The organism is Halocynthiibacter sp. C4 (genome assembly GCF_028823805.1).
Classification (GTDB): domain Bacteria; phylum Pseudomonadota; class Alphaproteobacteria; order Rhodobacterales; family Rhodobacteraceae; genus Falsihalocynthiibacter; species Falsihalocynthiibacter halioticoli.
This window is the reverse complement of the sequence record NZ_JAPEIE010000005.1, coordinates 23,085-39,339: the sequence shown is the minus strand read 5'-3', so window position 1 is coordinate 39,339 and position 16,255 is coordinate 23,085. Positions and strand designations below refer to the sequence as shown.

The following is a 16,255-nucleotide window of genomic DNA, read 5'->3' as shown; positions in this document are numbered from 1 at the left end:
CTGTAATCTGCATGCAAATTGATTGCGCCAGAGGTGCATTTTAGCGCCGGTAAGGCACCTCCGGCGTGAAATTAAGCTAGCTTATGGGCCAACTACGCAGACCTTTACTGCGAATGCAGAAATTTACGTGACCCCTATTCGCACTTAGAAGTCGAGGTTTTCGACGTTTAGGGCGTTGTTTTGGATAAAGTCGCGACGCGGCTCAACAACATCTCCCATAAGCTTGGTAAAGAGATCGTCTGCCTCTGCCATATCCTCGACCTTAACTTGCAAAAGGATACGCGCGTCAGGGTCTAGCGTGGTTTCCCAAAGCTGATCAGGGTTCATCTCGCCCAAGCCTTTATAGCGTTGAAGAGACAGGCCTTTTTCGCCTTCCTTCAAGATCGCTTGCAGCAACTCGCTTGGTCCGTGGATGAGAGTTTCCTTATCCTTGCGGACGAGCTTAGAGGGCTTGTTGTAAACATCCAGAAGGCTCTCGGTATAGCTTCCGAGTTTGCGTGCCTCACCAGAGCGCAGTACGTGGCCGTCAAGTGTACGAACCTCTTCAACACCGCGCAGGATACGCGCAAGACGAATACCTTTGTCCTGTGTTGGACGGCCGCGCCAGCCGCGCTCGTATTCAACTGCGATGCTATCCAGACGTGCAGCGATTGCATCTGCAACAGCCTGTAGGTTTTCATCTACGGCGCCCGGTACGAAAGCAGCAGCGATAGCAGCCTGTTCGATAATGTGCTGCGGATAGTGGGTCGGGAAGGCTTGCAGGATGCGGCGCACTTGGCGCGCCTCATCCACAACACGGCGCAAATCAGCGCCAACGATTTCCTCGCCAGATGCGAGACGCAGCACAGCGCCATCGATGCCCTGCTCGATCAGGTAATCGTCCATTGCGGCCTGATCTTTGAGGTAAACCTCTGACTTTCCTCGCGAAACTTTATAGAGCGGTGGCTGCGCAATATAAAGATAACCGCCTTCGATAAGTTCAGGCATCTGCCGATAGAAGAACGTTAACAGGAGCGTGCGAATGTGTGCACCGTCCACGTCGGCATCGGTCATGATGACGATCTTGTGGTAACGCAGTTTGCTGATGTCAAATTCGTCGCGGCCGATACCAGTGCCGAGCGCCATCACGAGGTTGCCGATCTCTTGGCTGGCGAGCATGCGGTCAAACCGTGCGCGCTCTACGTTCAGGATCTTACCCTTGAGGGGCAAAATAGCCTGTGTCATCCGATCTCGGCCTGTTTGTGCAGAACCGCCGGCGGAATCCCCCTCCACAAGGAAGACTTCGGTTTTGGACGGGTCTTTTTCAGAGCAATCCTTGAGCTTGCCAGCGAGGAAATTCACGTCGAGCGCGGTCTTACGGCGTGTGAGTTCCCGTGCTTTCCGAGCCGCTTCACGGGCAAGTGCAGCCTCTACAATCTTACCAACGATCTGCTTGGCTTCGTTCGGGTTCTCTTCAAACCACTCTGCGAGCTTTTCGTTTACGAGGCTCTCAACCGCTGGACGGACCTCGGAAGACACAAGTTTGTCTTTGGTCTGAGAGCTGAACTTCGGATCAGGCACTTTTACGGACAGCACACAGGTAAGCCCCTCACGCGCATCATCACCGGTGAAGGAAACCTTTTCCTTCTTCGCGATACCGCTGGATTGGGCGTAGCTGTTGATTGTGCGCGTCAACGCGCCGCGGAAACCGGCCAAATGGGTGCCGCCGTCGCGCTGTGGGATGTTGTTGGTAAAGGGCAGGACGTTTTCGTGGTAGCTGTCGTTCCACCACATCGCGACCTCAACGCCGATGTCATCTTTCTCGCCAACCATAAAGATCGGTTCTGGCATAACGGCGGTTTTGCTTCGGTCGAGGAACTTCACGAATTCCTTAACGCCACCTTCGTAATAAAGCTCTGTTTCAAGAGGTTCTACGGGGCGATTGTCGCGGAGGATAATGCGGACGCCGGAATTGAGGAACGCAAGCTCGCGAAGACGCTTTTCGAGCGTTTCAAAGCTGAAATCGCGGTTAGAGAATGTATCGGTCGAGGCAAGAAAGCGCACTTCGGTTCCTTTGCGCCCGTTTGCATCGCCAACTACGCGCAGGTGTTCAACCGTGTCGCCGTGTTCAAAGCGTGCGAAATGCTCTTTGCCGTCACGCCAAATGCGGAGCTCAAGAAAATCAGAGAGCGCGTTCACAACCGAAACACCAACGCCATGAAGGCCGCCGGATACTTTGTAAGAGTTACTGTCGAACTTACCGCCTGCGTGAAGCTGGGTCATGATAACTTCGGCCGCAGAAACGCCTTCGTCTTCGTGCATTCCAACCGGAATTCCGCGTCCGTTGTCACTTACGGATACCGAAGAATCTTCGTGAATCGTTACGGTCACGGCGTCAGCATGACCAGCTAACGCTTCGTCAATTCCGTTGTCCACAACTTCATACACCATGTGGTGCAAACCAGAGCCGTCATCGGTATCACCGATGTACATACCAGGCCGTTTTCTCACGGCCTCCAAGCCCTTGAGAACCTTAATGGAATCGGCACCGTATTCTTCTGGTTGCTGCTCGTTTTCAGCCATGTTCGCGATCCTTCAAATTTTGAATATTTATACGGTGTTTCCAGAGGATTGTCACGCAATTGAGCGCAATTATACGAGGGCAGAAACCGTAAGATACGCCCCGACTCCGAGTAGGAGAGCGCCAGCAAAAATATTCAGCCTGGAAAGTGCTTTGGGCGTGCTGAGAAACCCTCTTAATCGGTGGACCAACGCGGCGAATATCAGGTTGCCGACAAAGGGCACAATGATCGACAAGAACACGATTGCGGCAATGTCTGGTGGTGTGATCTGTGTGAGATCGAAGAAGCCTGGCAGCATACCCATATAGAACAGGATCGCCTTGGGATTTCCGAGGATAACGGCGACGCCGGCCAGAAATCCGGCCAGCACTCCGGGGCGGGTCAGGCGGCTATCGGTGTCGATTGTCCGGTCTGCGTGGCGGATAAGCTGTACGCCGAGATAGAGGAAAAACGCAGCGGCGCCGTAGCGGAGTATCGTCATCAACCCATCAATTTCCTCAACTAGCCAGCTAACGCCAAGAACAGCAAGCAATGGCCAGAAGGCATCGCCAATCGCAACGCCAAATGCGAGCGGCCATGCCGCAGAGAAGCCGCCAGACAAAGCGCGCGCCACAATCGCAACCCAGACAGGGCCGGGGGTTAGGAATAAGACGAGCAACGCGAAGGCGTATAGGGCGAGGTCAGAGGCAGCGAGCGTCATTCTGCAACATGAATTTCAGATGTGCCGTCATTATCGGTGACCTCAAGATGATCCGCTCGCGCACCAAGCTCAACAAAGAGTTCCGCTCCTGTACCTGTCATGAAGGCCTGTGCGTTAAGGGCGCAAAGCTCGTCATAGAGCGCGGCGCGGCGGCTGGAATCTAGGTGTGCAGCCACCTCATCAAGCAACAGAATCGGCGGCGCTCCGATTTCGTTTGCCAAGGCCCGCCCATTTGCGAGGATGAGCGATATCAGCAGCGCTTTTTGTTCGCCTGTGGAGCAGTCTTTGGCAGGTACGTTTTTTTCGGCGTAAACCGCTCCAAGATCTGCCCGATGGGGGCCGATGAGCGTGCGTCCGGCGCGAATATCGAGCGCGCGATTGTCCGCGAACGCAGCGGCTAGGTCTTGGGCTTGTTCTGGCTTTGGCGCGGAGTCATCAACATGAAAGAGGGCGAGATCGGCCTTTGGAAAGCTGGTTTCCGCCGCCTCTTGCGCGTCTGTGAGTTTGTTGACGGTATGGTGCCGATTGGCCCAAATTTGCGCGCCGACGTCTGCCATTTGTTTCTCAAGTGCGAGATACCATGACGGATCGCGTACTTGGTCTTTCAATAGCCTGTTGCGTTCGCGCATGCATTTTTCATAAGTCAGCACTGCGTCGGCGTGTTCGGGCAAAAAGCTGAGCACCATTCGATCAAGGAACCGACGACGCCCTTCAGCGCCCTCTATCCAGAGCCGATCCATTGAAGGGATTAGCCAGAGAACGCGTGCAATCTCGCCCAAGGCGTTTTGCGGGGCGGATTTTCCATCAATTTTGACCTGTCGTGCCGCGCCACCTTCAGACCATGTTTCAATTTCATATAGGTGGGATTGCGAGTTTAAGACCGCAGAGATTTTCCAGCCGTCCACACCGGCCTTGCGTGTCATATCAGCAGCGCTTGCGCGGCGGAGACCCCGACCAGGAGAGAGAAGCGAAATCGCCTCAAGGACATTGGTTTTGCCTGCGCCGTTTGGGCCGAAAATCGCAACGGGTTTGCCAGATAGCTCCAATCGGCTCACTTTGTGCGAGCGGAAATGGGAAAGGGTTAGCGCATGAACCGAGAGGCCTGTCATTGGCAATTTCCTGCGCTTTGTGTCTGCCCTAGTGCGGGCAAGCCTTAGACTCGCATCGGCATGACAACATAGACCGCCGAGGTGTCATTGCCTTCGCGCATCAAAGTCGGGTCACCAGCAGAGTTGAACATGAACACCGCGTTCTCACGATCAACTTGGCTTGCGATCTCAAGAAGATACTTGGCATTAAACCCGATCTCCAAACGTTCGTCGCCATAAGCCACGGCGAGTTCCTCTTCCGCAGCGCCACTGTCTGGCGCGTTGACGGAAAGTACCAAACGGTCTTCATCGAGCGAAAGCTTAACCGCACGGCTGCGTTCGCTGCTTACGGTGGATACACGGTCAACAGCTTTCGCGAACTCGGCCGCGTCGACCTCGAGCTTGCGCGTGTTACCAGCTGGGATAACGCGCGTGTAATCTGGGAAGGTTCCGTCGATGACTTTGGAAGTCAGCGTGATCTCGGGCGTGGCAAATCGCACCTTGGTTTCGCTTACGGAAACGGCGATTTGCACATCGTCGTCCTCAAGAAGTTTACGCAACTCGCCAACGGTTTTTCGGGGAACAATCACACCGGGCATGTCCGCAGCACCTTCTGGAAGATCAGCATCAATGCGGGCTAGACGGTGACCGTCGGTGGCCACACAACGCAACACTTTGCCGCCTTCGGCATCAGCGATATGCATGAAGACACCGTTTAGGTAATATCTTGTTTCCTCAGTCGAAATCGCAAACTTCGACTTATCGAACAAGCGGCGCAGGACAACCGCACTCGCCGTGAAATTGGCGGTGTATTCTGAAGTGGCCATCACAGGGAAATCTTCGCGCGGGAGCGTGGCCAGAGAGAAGTTGGAGCGGCCAGCCTCGACAGTCAAACGACCAGATGCGCCATCGTCGGTCAATTGAACAAGTGCACCGTCAGGAAGCTTGCGGACGATCTCGTGAAGCAGAACTGCCGAAACCGTTGTTGCGCCAGCGCGTTCAACTTGCGCAAGAGTCTTGTCCACAACTTCAATATCAAGGTCAGTGGCGCGGAAAGAAACGGCCTCACCCTCGGCCTCGATCAAGACATTGGCGAGGATAGGTATCGTGTTGCGACGCTCGACCACGGATTGTGCTTGCGAAACCGCTTTTAGAAGTGCGGCGCGTTCGATACTGATTTTCATTCTGTTGCTCCTACCGACAGGTGCAGGGGCGAAGAGGCAAAGCCTCCGCCCGATGTTGCGAGTTCAATGGAATGTCCGACGATATGAGGGGGGCGTCAAGGGAAGAAGCCCCCTCAGAGAAGGTTTTCAAGCCTCTAGGCTGCGGCGCAACAGTTCAAGGTCTTCTGCGATCTGGTTGTCGTGCGCTTTGAGCTCTTCGATGCGCTTCACGCCGTGCATTACGGTCGTGTGGTCGCGCCCGCCGAACCGACGTCCGATTTCAGGAAGTGAACGGCTGGTGAGTTGCTTGGAAAGGAACATCGCAACCTGACGCGGACGTGCGATTGTTCGCACACGCTTCGGGCCAATCATTTCGGAAAGGCGGATGTTGTAGTGCTCGCTTACTTTGCGCTGGATTTCCTCGATTGTGATCTTGCGATCAGAAGCGCGGAGGATATCTGCGAGGCAGTCTTGAGCGAGTTCGAGCGTAATCTCACGACCCACGAGAGACGCGAAGGCAAACAGACGGGTCAGCGCGCCCTCAAGAACACGGACGTTCGTTGAAATGCGGTGGGCGAGGAATTCAAGAACGCCATCAGCCAGAACCAGTCCGGAATATTGTTTACGATAGAGTTCGACCTTTTGCTGCAGAATGCCAAGGCGCAATTCGTAGTCGGTCGGATGAAGATCAACCACAAGGCCGCACTGCAGCCGCGACTTGATACGATCTTCGAGCTCTTTGATTTCTCCGGGTGCGCGATCTGCTGAGATGATAATCTGTTTGTTCTGATCGACCAGCGCGTTGAACGTATGGAAAAACTCTTCCTGCGTTGAATCTTTGCCAGCGATGAATTGCACGTCATCAACCATCAGAACATCAACGGAGCGGAAGAGCTCCTTGAAATCCATCATCTTGCGCTCGCGAAGTGCTTGAACAAAGCGGTACATGAACTGCTCGGCAGAGAGGTAAACGACATTCAGGTCGGGGCGCTCGCTCTGAAGCTCTTGAGCGATTGCGTGCATCAGGTGTGTTTTACCGAGGCCAACACCGCCGTAAAGGAACAGAGGGTTGAATGAAACGGGGCCACCTTCGGCCACGCGTTTGGCGGCGGCGTGGGCAAGTTCGTTAGGTTTGCCGACAACAAAGCTGTCGAACGTAAAACGCGAATCCAGCGGCGCGCCGGGAAGCTCTACTTCGGGGGCTTGGGGTTGTGTTTGGGCAGGGGTAGCGCCTTGGGACTTCTTGGGAGCGGTGCGCGTTGCGGTTTTGGCCACAGCGAATTCCAAACGGTGTACCGCTTCTCCTGCTTCATTCAGCAGGTGTTTGATCTGCTCACCAAAATTGCGAGAGACCCAGTTTCCCATGAAACTTGTCGGAACTGAGAACACGGCAACGCCATCACGAAATCCGGAGAACTCAAGTGGTTCTATCCAATTTGTGAAGTTGCTCGTTCCAACAGTTCTTTGCAGCTCTTCCCGTACCGATCCCCAGGTCTCGTTGGTCATTCTTGTCTTACCCGCTTCGTCAAATATTCCTGAAACCACCGCAGCAGCGATTCCAGAATCCCCAAATAAAGCAACCACGCTTCGACTGTTTGCGTCATTGACATAACGCAAACGCCTTCCCCGTTCGGACTCACATAGAATCCGGGACTTGTGACAGCTCGCTACGCTGGAACTCCCGAATTCCAGCAAACAACCTGGCCTCACACAAGCGAGGGGGCGAAGAGGGATGCGGCGCGCTCGCGAAGAAGATCTCCGCAAAATGCGCTTTAACCACCCAAGGCAGTGGCAAAACCAAGCCTTGAGAAACAAATCAACCCAGCGTTGTTCTCTCGCCGAGATGTCAAACCACTGGTTGCCCGGCGTTTGTTCTACTTCGGCTGTGTTGATGTCGACTCTTCAGACGCGACGTGAATCGCATGGACAAGCTAGCAAGGGTTCAGCGACACGCGCAACTTATCTTCGGCCTTGACTCTGTCTTTCTTCAAACGAATCTGAGAAGCCCTTTTTTAGTCTCTTTTGAAGAAACATTTTTGTCGCAACGACAAAAAAAGAGCGCTCCCATAGGGAACGCTCTCTCAATAACCAAAGCGGTCGATTCGTATTAGGCGATTGCCTTAACGCGTGCCGAAAGGCGCGACAGTTTACGAGCGACTGTGTTTTTGTGGTAGATGCCTTTAGTCACACCGCGCATCAGCTCTGGCTGAGCAGCGCGAAGTGCAGCAGTTGCATCTTCCTTGTTGCCGGACTCGATCGCTTCCTCAACCTTGCGGAGGAAGGTGCGAACGCGCGAACGGCGTGCTTTGTTTACTTGGAAACGACGCTCGTTTTGACGGGCGCGTTTTTTAGCTTGGGGCGAATTTGCCATATCTCGAATTCCCACTTGTTGGGGTCGTGTAAATCTGAAGTTGGGCTTCTAGGCCCGACTCGCTCGTAAGTCAACGGGGTTTTCGCGCTTTTTCCTACTTATCGCGGAACTGCGCTTCTCTTTTTTCCTGAAACGCAGCCATTCCCTCTTTTTGGTCCTCGGTCGCGAAGAGCGAGTGGAACAAACGCCGTTCATAGAGCAGCCCCTCGGAAAGCGTTGTTTCATAGGACCTATCGACCGCTTCCTTGGCCGCTTTCGTTGCGAGTTGGGACTTCTCCGCAATCTTGTGGGCCGCGCTCAAGGCTTCATCCATAAGTTTCTTGGCGGGGACCAATCTGCTTACCAAACCGGAGCGTTCCGCTTCTTCGGCATCCATGAAACGGCCCGTCAGGTGCATATCCATTGATTTCGACTTCCCGACGAATCGAGTCAGACGCTGGCTTCCGCCCATTCCGGCAATGACGCCGAGGTTGATCTCGGGCTGTCCAAACTTTGCGTTGTCCGCGCAGATGATAAAATCACACATCATTGCAAGCTCACATCCGCCACCAAGAGCATAGCCCGCGACGGCGGCAATGATTGGCTTCCGGTTGTTCAGAAGGCGTGTTGTCTCGGCGCCGAAATAGTCAGAGCCAAACATGTCGACAAAGCTCTTATCCGCCATCTCTTTGATGTCTGCGCCCGCGGCAAATGCTTTTTCCGAACCTGTCAGAACAATGCAGCGGACTTTATCGTTCTTCTCGGCAGCCTCTAAAGCATCCGCCAATTCGCCCAGAAGTGTCGAATTGAGCGCATTTAGTGCTTCGGGTCGGTTGAGTTTAATAAGAGCGACGTGGTCTTCGACATCGACGATCAGGGTCTCATAAGCCATGTTCAGGTACCAATTTGTTACAGTTAGCTCTTGGATTATCAGTCTTGCGAGACCATTCAACCTATCTTTGGCACGTGGGGCAATAGAATGTCGAACGGCCCGATTGGGAAATACGCTCGATTTTTGCGCTGCATTCAGTGTTCACGCATGGCTCTCCTTCGCGGCCATACACCTTGAAACTATGTTGAAAATAGCCAAGATCTCCGTCTGCCTGCCTGTGATCCTTTAGTGTTGAGCCCCCAGCCTCAATCGCTTCAGACAGAACATCACGGATGGCAGGAACCAGTGCAGCAATATCACGCTGCCGAAGTTTTTTTGCCTGTTTACGTGGCGATATGCCCGTGCGGAAAAGAATCTCACAGACATAGATATTGCCCAATCCCGCGACGATTCTTTGATCCAGAAGTACGGATTTCATTGGTGCTGTTTTGGTTGCGATTTTTTCGGCGAGGTAGGTTTCGTTAAACTCATTCCCGAAGGGCTCCGGGCCAAGGACTTTGAGGAGTTTGTGCTCCTCCGCAGTGTCGGTATTTAATAAGTCCATAGCGCCAAAACGGCGTGGGTCATTGAATGTCACACGAGCGCCGTTGTCGAAATTGAGCACAACATGATCGTGTTTCTCTGGTGCGGGATGGTTGAAATGAAAATCGCCAACCGTTCCGCCGGATATCAGCATGCGACCCGACATGCCTAAATGGATCAGAAGTGTTTCTCCGGTATCAAGGTCCGCAAGAATGTATTTTGATCTGCGTCTCAACCCCAGAATCCGCGCCCCTGTTAACCGCGTTGCCATATCAGGCGGAAAAGGCCAGCGCAGATCGGGACGTCGGATATCGGCTTTTGTTATCACCGCGCGCTCCATTACTGGTAACAACCCGCGACGAACCGTCTCTACCTCGGGTAATTCGGGCATGAAATGTTTCCTTCTGTGCGGCGTTCATTGTAACCAAGACTGAGCGCTCTATAAGAGTGGTGTGATTTAGGAATGGGCAAGTCAAAATGACCGAGAACTCCCAAAAAACAACTCACTTCGGTTTTCAGACCGTCGACGAGGATGCAAAAGCGGGCATGGTGCATGGTGTTTTCACCAATGTTGCCTCGAAATACGACGTGATGAACGACGCCATGTCGATGGGAATTCATCGCATCTGGAAGGAAGCGATGATGGATTGGCTCGCGCCGCGAGCAGGCCAGCAGCTTCTTGATGTGGCCGGCGGTACAGGGGATATTTCCTTTAAGTTCCTGAAGCGCGCCGGACATGGCCATGCAACGATATGTGACATGACCGAGAGTATGCTGGTTGAGGGCGCACAACGCCCGCAGGCTCGCGAACGGGCGGATGAGTTGGATTGGGTCGTCGGCGATGCAATGGCTTTGCCGTTCCCTGATAACTCTTTCGATGTGTATACGATCAGTTTTGGCATTCGGAATGTAACGCGCATTCAAGATGCACTAGACGAGGCGTTTCGCGTATTGCGCCCTGGCGGTCGGATCATGGTTCTGGAGTTCTCGCAATTGCCGAATGCAGCGATGCAGAAAGCATATGACCTTTATTCCTTCAATGTCATTCCGAAAATGGGGAAGATGATCGCCAACGACGAAGAGAGCTACCAGTATCTGGTCGAATCTATCCGCAAGTTCCCCGATCAGGAAACTTTTGCAGGCATGATCCGCAAAGCTGGCTTCGACAATGTTAAGTATCGGAATCTCTCGATGGGAATTGCCGCACTTCACTCAGGATGGAAAATCTAGATGCGCGGCCCTCATAATATCTGGCGATTTGTACGAACCGGCGCAACTTTTGAGCGGACCGGTGCTATGGCCGTTATTCTCGATGCAATTGATGCGCCGCCGATCATTCGCATTCCACTGCGCAGTTTGGTTTGGCCGTTTCGCTGGCTGGGGCTAAAGGGAGATCCGGCGCTTTCGCCTGTTGTGCGCGCGTTGAATGCGCTGGGGCCAGCTTACATTAAGTTTGGTCAGATGATCTCGACCCGTCCCGATATCGCGGGTGCCGACTTGGCGCGGGAATTGCGCGTTCTACAGGACAAGCTCCCTCCATTTCCGACCGAGGAAGCAATTAAATCCATCGAAGCAGAATTGGATCGGCCGGCATCGGAGCTGTTCAGCGAGTTTGGCGATGCCGTCGCGGCCGCAAGTATCGCGCAAGTACATCGCGCGCGCTTGGCCGAAAACGGCAAAGAGGTTGCGGTCAAGGTTTTGCGGCCCAACATCGAAAAAGCATTCCGAAAAGACATTGATGCTTTCTATTTCGCGGCTGGTCTTTTCGAGTTTCTTTCTCCTGCGTCTCGCCGACTAAAGCCGACGGATGTGATAACTCATTTCGATAAAGGCGTGATGGGCGAGTTGGATCTAAGGCTCGAGTGCGCTGCGGCGTCTGAGTTCGCTGCGAGCACAGCCAAAGACCCTGGTATTCAAATCCCCGATCCGGAATGGGATTTGTCTGGTAAACGGCTCATGGTGCTTGGTTGGGCTGAAGGCGTTCCAATCGGTGACAATGATGCGCTTGATGCTGCGGGCCACGACCGGACCAAGATTGCGGCGCGTGTTTTGCAACTCTTTTTGAGCCACGCATTGCGCGACGGCTATTTCCACGCGGATATGCATCAAGGCAACATGAAGATCGCCGCGAATGGTGACATTATTGCCTATGATTTCGGTATTATGGGCCGGATCGACGAATACACCCGCCGTGTTTACGCCGAGATTTTGTACGGCTTTATTCAACGAGACTACAAACGAGTCGCGGCGGTCCATTTTGAGGCCGGCTATGTTCCTGCTGACCGTGATGTGGATGAGTTTGCCAGTGCCATTCGCGCTGTAGGTGAGCCGATTTTTGGAATGGACGCGACGGGCATTTCCATGGGTCGCCTCCTGCATCACCTTTTCGAGGTGACGGAGCGTTTCGGAATGGAGACCCGCACAGAGTTGATCTTGTTGCAACGAACAATGGTTGTTGTCGAAGGGGTCGCGCGTTCGCTTGATCCGCACATCAACATCTGGAACGTCGCGCGCCCTGTTGTTGAGGATTATATCAAGACGAACCTCGGCCCGCGTGCCTTCCTTAAGGATTTCGCGCAGTCCGCTCGTGTGCTTAGCCGCCTTAGCCCCTTGTTGCCAGAATTGGCAGAGCAGGTGTTGATGAAGCAAACCCAGCCTGAAGAAAAGCGTGCGAAATCGCGTGGCCTCGGGAGCGCTGGGATGTTTGCGCTGGGCGCGGGCGTAGCTCTGGCGGGCGTTTGGGCCGGAACTCTTTTTTAAGCCTGAAGCGCTGTGAGTTCGGCTTGGAACGCCTGCTCGTAGTCGCGATCACCCTGCGAGATCTTCCACAGGCAATAAGCCGCCATGCGCCAGTGAAACAACGGTGAAAGAAGCTGGAAGCGTTTCTGCAGCGAAGGATCGCGGTACGCTTGAAGCAGACTGTGTGCGTCTGCGTCGCGTAAAGGGCCTTCGCCATATAGGATTTGCATCGCGGGAGAGAGGAATATTGCAAAGTCCTCGCAAGGGTCGCCGATTGCGGGGCATTGCCAATCGATGAATTGGATTCCCGTTTGCGTAACAAGGATATTCGCGGGAACGAGATCTCCGTGCAGGAACACTGGAGGTGTTTCTGAAATATATGGAAGGTCAGGCGGAGGAGGGAGTAACTGCTTTTGTGCCTCGTCGCACAGAGACAGGATTTTCTGGCCTTGAAGTAAGAGTTTTGATGCAACGGGTGGGCCAGCCTTCAGCAATGACGGAGCGTTTTGGTGATGGAGAAACTGCATAGCCTTACCGAGCTTGGAGGTGCTTTCGCGGGCTGGTTTCCAAATCTCGCCATCAACGTATACATAGATTAAGCAAAGCCCCTCACGCGTACTGAGGAGTTTTAGCGGGTTAGGTGAAATGCCTTTTCCACTGAGCTCGGTCAGCGCGGCAAGCTCTGCGCCTGCTCTGTTGGGAAAGAGGGGGTTCGTGCTTTCTTTCGGGTAGAGCTTGCAAACGAGCGTTTCGGTTTCGGATTGTAGCTTCCATGAACGATTGCTCCGACCACCCTTAAGAGGCGTCCAAACCGTGCGGGCATTGGCTAGGCCTTCGGCGCAGAGTCTATCCTTAAGGTTTTGCGGAGCTTCTGCCATCTCTTGCCTGTACCAAATAAATGTCTGGGCAAGCTAGTCAGACGGGCTCGAATGATCAACACTCGCTATTCCTTACGTAGAGCCGTGACTTCATCAACAGCGACAATTGCGCCGCTATCCAAAACAAGTTTGGCCGTGCCTCCATCTTGTCGAGCTTCAACAACCTGCGAATAGCTTTCTATTTGTTTGGTCGCTAGCTGCTCCCCTTCGCTATAGCTTTCTAACGAAAAGCTATAGTTACCGTGAAGCATTGGTGATCCAGATGCATTCTGCCCCGTCCATTCGAAGGGCTCGTCGGTGATCGGGATCTCGGTTCTTTGAACAACTGTCCCCAACTCGTTCCGAACCAACAGGAATGTCTGGTCAGCGCCGCTTGGTGGATTTGGCGCAAGTGTAATTGGGGCGCCATCAAACTTTGTTGGGGCAGTTGAGCGGGCATCCATGCCGACCCAACTAGCGACTTGAGACATCCCGTTTGAACCGTAGTTCGCAACAAGATTCTCCAACAATTCGTTTGTCTTAACACCCTGCTCAACATTGGAAAACGTGGCAAGTTGCGCGGCAAAGTCGGTTGAGTCCGTCGGGTTCAACGGGTCCTGATTGTTGATTTGCGCGGTCAACATAGTGAGGAAAGTATCGAAGTCTGAAGCCAGTGCTTTCCGATCGGCGGTTGATTCCCTAATTGGCTCAGATGTCTGAGTTGGCGGGGTTTGAGGGGAAATTTCCATCTGTGTCCTTTCTAGACGCGGTAGTCCACACTTTCGGCGGACCCCAATTTGAGTTTTCTTGGTGGGAGAGTTTCAGAACCATTCTTGGTTGAAGCGCTGAAGTCAGAAATGTCTTCTCGGTCGTGCCCGTGATGATCGGGGGTATTCTCCGAGCCTGATTGGGAGAAGCTGAAAGCCGTATTTTCGTATCCCAGCGATTGAAAGCCTTGGGAGAGCATTTCGATGTTCCGGCGCATGAGTTCGAGCGTTTCAGGCCGTTCCGCAACGACAGATAGCATCATGCCGTGTTCAGCTGGCAGGAGCGTAAGCCGAACTTTTCCTAACTCTTCCGGCGATAGAGCGATTTCTATTGGGCGATTGGGCTCATGAGGGATTGATTGGGCGAGTTGCTGCACAATCAGTCGCGGCACCTCTGGTCGCAAACCTGCAACTTCCCTTGAAGACGTCGTGGGTGCTGATGCTGAGGATTCAATTCGGCTAAAGCTCGTTTCGATCTCGGTCTCTCTCGGCTGCGGATCATCTATCTGAGCAATTTCAATCAATGAACTGGAGGCGAGATGCTGCGGTTCATTCGAACCAATCCGAATATTGCTTGGTGCGTTCGGCAGCTCGAATTTCTGTCGATCCAATTGCGCTGCAGATTCTTGCTTCTCTGGGCGTGCCGCCGCGGAGCATTCGTGCGTAGAGATTCCTAGAGGCGCGTCGCTATGGAGAACGTCTTTGGGACCGTCAGGCTTATGAGTCGAGTTTGTGCTCGCGTCGGTGTTTGCAACGACCGATTGATCGCGCTGGCTTGTTTGATCCTTTCGATAAGCATCTAAGGAAGCGGAAGACTCCGACGGAGTTGTTTTCGTAGTTTCTTGTGTCTTGGGTTGAGTTACAGACCCGATCTGAGCAGTTTGCGTTTCAATCTTGGTAGAGTGCAAAGGGGCCTCTGTGGGTTCCGATGCAACGCTCGTCCGCGTTGGCGCGAATGGATTTTGCCCGGTATTATGGGCAACTTTGTGAGTTTGTGATGCCTGCAAAATGTTTCCATCTCCACCGGCAAGCGTCCTATTTTGTGGTTCTTTCAAGTAGGAAGCTGGGCGCCAACTTTCTTTGCCCCTTTGATTCTCTGGAGGCGACTGAGTACCAACTATTCCCGCCTGTTTGTCGCTCCAGTTCTCGTGTTTCGCTTGGATTGGTGCCGGTGCCTCACGCTTTTTCTGGGACCTGTCGGTGTTAGATTCCAATGACTGGGCGATACTTTTTTCGCTTATTGCAGCCGCTAATACTGGAGCCTCGTTTCCGATAGGTGCTGCTTCAAGCTGGCCCTGCGTTACATTCAAAGGAGTTGAGTTGTAGTCCCGTTCTTGGGCGTTGGTATCGCGTGCATCGGCTATGGTCGTCTTTGTGATTTCGATCGGGCTATCAAGCAGAGAAATAGGCGTTTCTTGGGGGACACTAATGTCATTCTGTGTTTTCTCGATTTTGCGATCATCAAAAGCTGCCTCTCTCGCATGACCGACCAGCGCTACTTTTTCTAGAGCGCGCGCTGCTTCAGATTCCTTCTTCAATCCATCCGACGCATCCATTTGGATGAGAGACGCTGTCGGATTTGAAACAACATCGACCGGGATTGTAGGTTGGGCGGCTGTAACTTCGCCACCAATAATCGACTGTTGAAAAGAGGCGCCTTCCAATTGCGTCTCCGACAGGGCGCTTAAGAAACTTTCAGCACCAGACACATCACTTTCGCCACGCGACTTTTCCGCTGCGGATATTGTGGGTAGCGCCGTCATGAGTTGCGCGAGAATAGTGCTTTTCATCCAAAGTCTCCGGAATTCTTCCTCGAGAGAACTTAGGCTCCAGATAGTTACCAGTTATTTACTGATCGCATCGCATACTCATGAAAATGCATACAATTGCAGGTAATCTATGACGAGTATCCATCACATTACGCCCGCTGTTCCGCTGAAACCTAATTTGTCATCTGATACGGATCTCATGAAGGTGGCAAAGGATCTGGAGGCGAACTTCTTAGCTGAGATGCTGAAGACTGCGGGTTTAGGCAAAACCAGCAAAACCATGGGGGGCGGAGCAGGCGAGGAGCAGTTTAGCTCTTTTCTTCGGCAAGCTCAGGCGGAAGCGATGGTAGAGAAGGGAGGGATCGGGCTCGCCCAGTCTCTTTTTGAGGCATTGAAGGAGCACGTCGATGAATAGTTCAGATACAATTTCTCAACTCTCCGAAACTTTGGATTTGGAGCGTGCGCGGCTCCTTTCCGGAGATATCCTTAAATTTGAATCTATTCTGGCGGAAAAGACGCGACTTTTTGAAATGCTTTTGGAAAGCGACGCGCCGGACAGGTTGGCGCTCGATACTTTGCGGAAAAAGGCGTCCGAAAATCAAGCGCTACTTGCGACGACAATAAGAGCGATCCGGAGCGTAAACGGGCGAATTTCCGCCCATAAGAATCGCCAGGCAGGCATTGTTTCTTATTCCCAAAATGGGGCGCGCGTACAAATCGGCGGCACAAGCATGACAAGCTTCGAATCCCGATCTTAAGAACGCGCCATTTGTGTCAAATTGGCATGAAATGGGCATCCGAGGTTAGGATAGTGTTCACGTTTCACCCCCATTCTTAAATCACTTCC

14 protein-coding genes are annotated in these 16,255 nt (G+C 53.2%); 3 read left to right on the top strand and 11 right to left on the bottom strand.

What is annotated here, in order from left to right:
• Positions 1–144 precede the first annotated feature (144 nt).
• The 8 genes from gyrB to mutM all read right to left on the bottom strand — a co-directional run bounded on the left by gyrB (position 145) and on the right by mutM (position 9,667).
• Positions 145–2,562 (bottom strand): DNA topoisomerase (ATP-hydrolyzing) subunit B, encoded by a 2,418-nt coding sequence (gene gyrB / locus OU789_RS15695; RefSeq protein WP_263951881.1) that lies wholly within the window; start codon positions 2,560–2,562, stop codon positions 145–147.
• Between the two features lie 69 nt (positions 2,563–2,631).
• Positions 2,632–3,261 (bottom strand): LysE family translocator, encoded by a 630-nt coding sequence (locus OU789_RS15690; protein ID WP_274656625.1) that lies wholly within the window; start codon positions 3,259–3,261, stop codon positions 2,632–2,634.
• Entirely contained in the window at positions 3,258–4,370 is a 1,113-nt protein-coding gene (gene recF, locus OU789_RS15685; protein WP_274656624.1) for a DNA replication/repair protein RecF, read from the bottom strand. Before recF ends, OU789_RS15690 begins: the two co-directional genes overlap by 4 nt.
• A 44-nt stretch (positions 4,371–4,414) precedes the next feature.
• Positions 4,415–5,533, bottom strand: a complete 1,119-nt coding sequence (gene dnaN / locus OU789_RS15680; protein WP_263951884.1) for a DNA polymerase III subunit beta — start codon at positions 5,531–5,533, stop codon at positions 4,415–4,417.
• Between the two features lie 126 nt (positions 5,534–5,659).
• Positions 5,660–7,018: a chromosomal replication initiator protein DnaA gene (dnaA, locus tag OU789_RS15675; protein WP_274656621.1), complete on the bottom strand. Its 1,359-nt coding sequence runs from the start codon at positions 7,016–7,018 to the stop codon at positions 5,660–5,662.
• 601 nt (positions 7,019–7,619) lie between these two features.
• Positions 7,620–7,883: a 30S ribosomal protein S20 gene (gene rpsT, locus OU789_RS15670; protein ID WP_263951886.1), complete on the bottom strand. Its 264-nt coding sequence runs from the start codon at positions 7,881–7,883 to the stop codon at positions 7,620–7,622.
• A 94-nt stretch (positions 7,884–7,977) separates the two neighbouring features.
• On the bottom strand, positions 7,978–8,754 hold the full coding sequence (locus OU789_RS15665; RefSeq protein WP_263951887.1) for an enoyl-CoA hydratase: 777 nt from the start codon (positions 8,752–8,754) through the stop codon (positions 7,978–7,980).
• A 61-nt stretch (positions 8,755–8,815) separates the two neighbouring features.
• The gene (mutM, locus tag OU789_RS15660; protein WP_274656618.1) at positions 8,816–9,667 is read right to left on the bottom strand and encodes a bifunctional DNA-formamidopyrimidine glycosylase/DNA-(apurinic or apyrimidinic site) lyase; all 852 of its coding nucleotides are present in this window, start codon (positions 9,665–9,667) and stop codon (positions 8,816–8,818) included.
• Positions 9,668–9,753: 86 nt separating this feature from the next.
• On the opposite strand from mutM, the gene ubiE reads away from it, so the two are divergent.
• Together ubiE and ubiB are read left to right on the top strand one after the other, a co-directional pair.
• Positions 9,754–10,506 (top strand): bifunctional demethylmenaquinone methyltransferase/2-methoxy-6-polyprenyl-1,4-benzoquinol methylase UbiE, encoded by a 753-nt coding sequence (gene ubiE, locus OU789_RS15655; protein ID WP_263951889.1) that lies wholly within the window; start codon positions 9,754–9,756, stop codon positions 10,504–10,506.
• On the top strand, positions 10,507–12,036 hold the full coding sequence (ubiB, locus tag OU789_RS15650) for a 2-polyprenylphenol 6-hydroxylase (RefSeq protein WP_274656617.1): 1,530 nt from the start codon (positions 10,507–10,509) through the stop codon (positions 12,034–12,036).
• Here ubiB and OU789_RS15645 read toward each other — a convergent pair.
• From OU789_RS15645 to OU789_RS15635, 3 genes are all read right to left on the bottom strand, one after another.
• The gene (locus OU789_RS15645; protein WP_274656615.1) at positions 12,033–12,893 is read right to left on the bottom strand and encodes an aminoglycoside phosphotransferase family protein; all 861 of its coding nucleotides are present in this window, start codon (positions 12,891–12,893) and stop codon (positions 12,033–12,035) included. The genes ubiB and OU789_RS15645 overlap by 4 nt on opposite strands.
• Positions 12,894–12,958: 65 nt before the next feature.
• Entirely contained in the window at positions 12,959–13,621 is a 663-nt protein-coding gene (locus tag OU789_RS15640; RefSeq protein WP_274656613.1) for a flagellar hook capping FlgD N-terminal domain-containing protein, read from the bottom strand.
• An 11-nt stretch (positions 13,622–13,632) separates the two neighbouring features.
• Positions 13,633–15,429 carry a flagellar hook-length control protein FliK gene (locus OU789_RS15635; protein WP_274656611.1) on the bottom strand — a complete coding sequence of 599 codons (1,797 nt, stop codon included), beginning with the start codon at positions 15,427–15,429 and terminating at the stop codon, positions 13,633–13,635.
• A 178-nt stretch (positions 15,430–15,607) separates the two neighbouring features.
• On the opposite strand from OU789_RS15635, the gene OU789_RS15630 reads away from it, so the two are divergent.
• Positions 15,608–15,823: a rod-binding protein gene (locus OU789_RS15630; RefSeq protein ID WP_274656780.1), complete on the top strand. Its 216-nt coding sequence runs from the start codon at positions 15,608–15,610 to the stop codon at positions 15,821–15,823.
• Positions 15,824–16,255 lie beyond the last annotated feature (432 nt).

Bases quoted from the DNA above. Each gene is read 5' to 3' on its own strand.
- gyrB (WP_263951881.1), bottom strand. From the start codon at position 2,562: ATGGCTGAAAACGAGCAGCAACCAGAAGAATACGGTGCCGATTCCATT.
- OU789_RS15690 (WP_274656625.1), bottom strand. From the start codon at position 3,261: ATGACGCTCGCTGCCTCTGACCTCGCCCTATACGCCTTCGCGTTGCTC.
- recF (WP_274656624.1), bottom strand. From the start codon at position 4,370: ATGACAGGCCTCTCGGTTCATGCGCTAACCCTTTCCCATTTCCGCTCG.
- dnaN (WP_263951884.1), bottom strand. From the start codon at position 5,533: ATGAAAATCAGTATCGAACGCGCCGCACTTCTAAAAGCGGTTTCGCAA.
- dnaA (WP_274656621.1), bottom strand. From the start codon at position 7,018: ATGACCAACGAGACCTGGGGATCGGTACGGGAAGAGCTGCAAAGAACT.
- rpsT (WP_263951886.1), bottom strand. From the start codon at position 7,883: ATGGCAAATTCGCCCCAAGCTAAAAAACGCGCCCGTCAAAACGAGCGT.
- OU789_RS15665 (WP_263951887.1), bottom strand. From the start codon at position 8,754: ATGGCTTATGAGACCCTGATCGTCGATGTCGAAGACCACGTCGCTCTT.
- mutM (WP_274656618.1), bottom strand. From the start codon at position 9,667: ATGCCCGAATTACCCGAGGTAGAGACGGTTCGTCGCGGGTTGTTACCA.
- ubiE (WP_263951889.1), top strand. From the start codon at position 9,754: ATGACCGAGAACTCCCAAAAAACAACTCACTTCGGTTTTCAGACCGTC.
- ubiB (WP_274656617.1), top strand. From the start codon at position 10,507: ATGCGCGGCCCTCATAATATCTGGCGATTTGTACGAACCGGCGCAACT.
- OU789_RS15645 (WP_274656615.1), bottom strand. From the start codon at position 12,893: ATGGCAGAAGCTCCGCAAAACCTTAAGGATAGACTCTGCGCCGAAGGC.
- OU789_RS15640 (WP_274656613.1), bottom strand. From the start codon at position 13,621: ATGGAAATTTCCCCTCAAACCCCGCCAACTCAGACATCTGAGCCAATT.
- OU789_RS15635 (WP_274656611.1), bottom strand. From the start codon at position 15,429: ATGAAAAGCACTATTCTCGCGCAACTCATGACGGCGCTACCCACAATA.
- OU789_RS15630 (WP_274656780.1), top strand. From the start codon at position 15,608: ATGAAGGTGGCAAAGGATCTGGAGGCGAACTTCTTAGCTGAGATGCTG.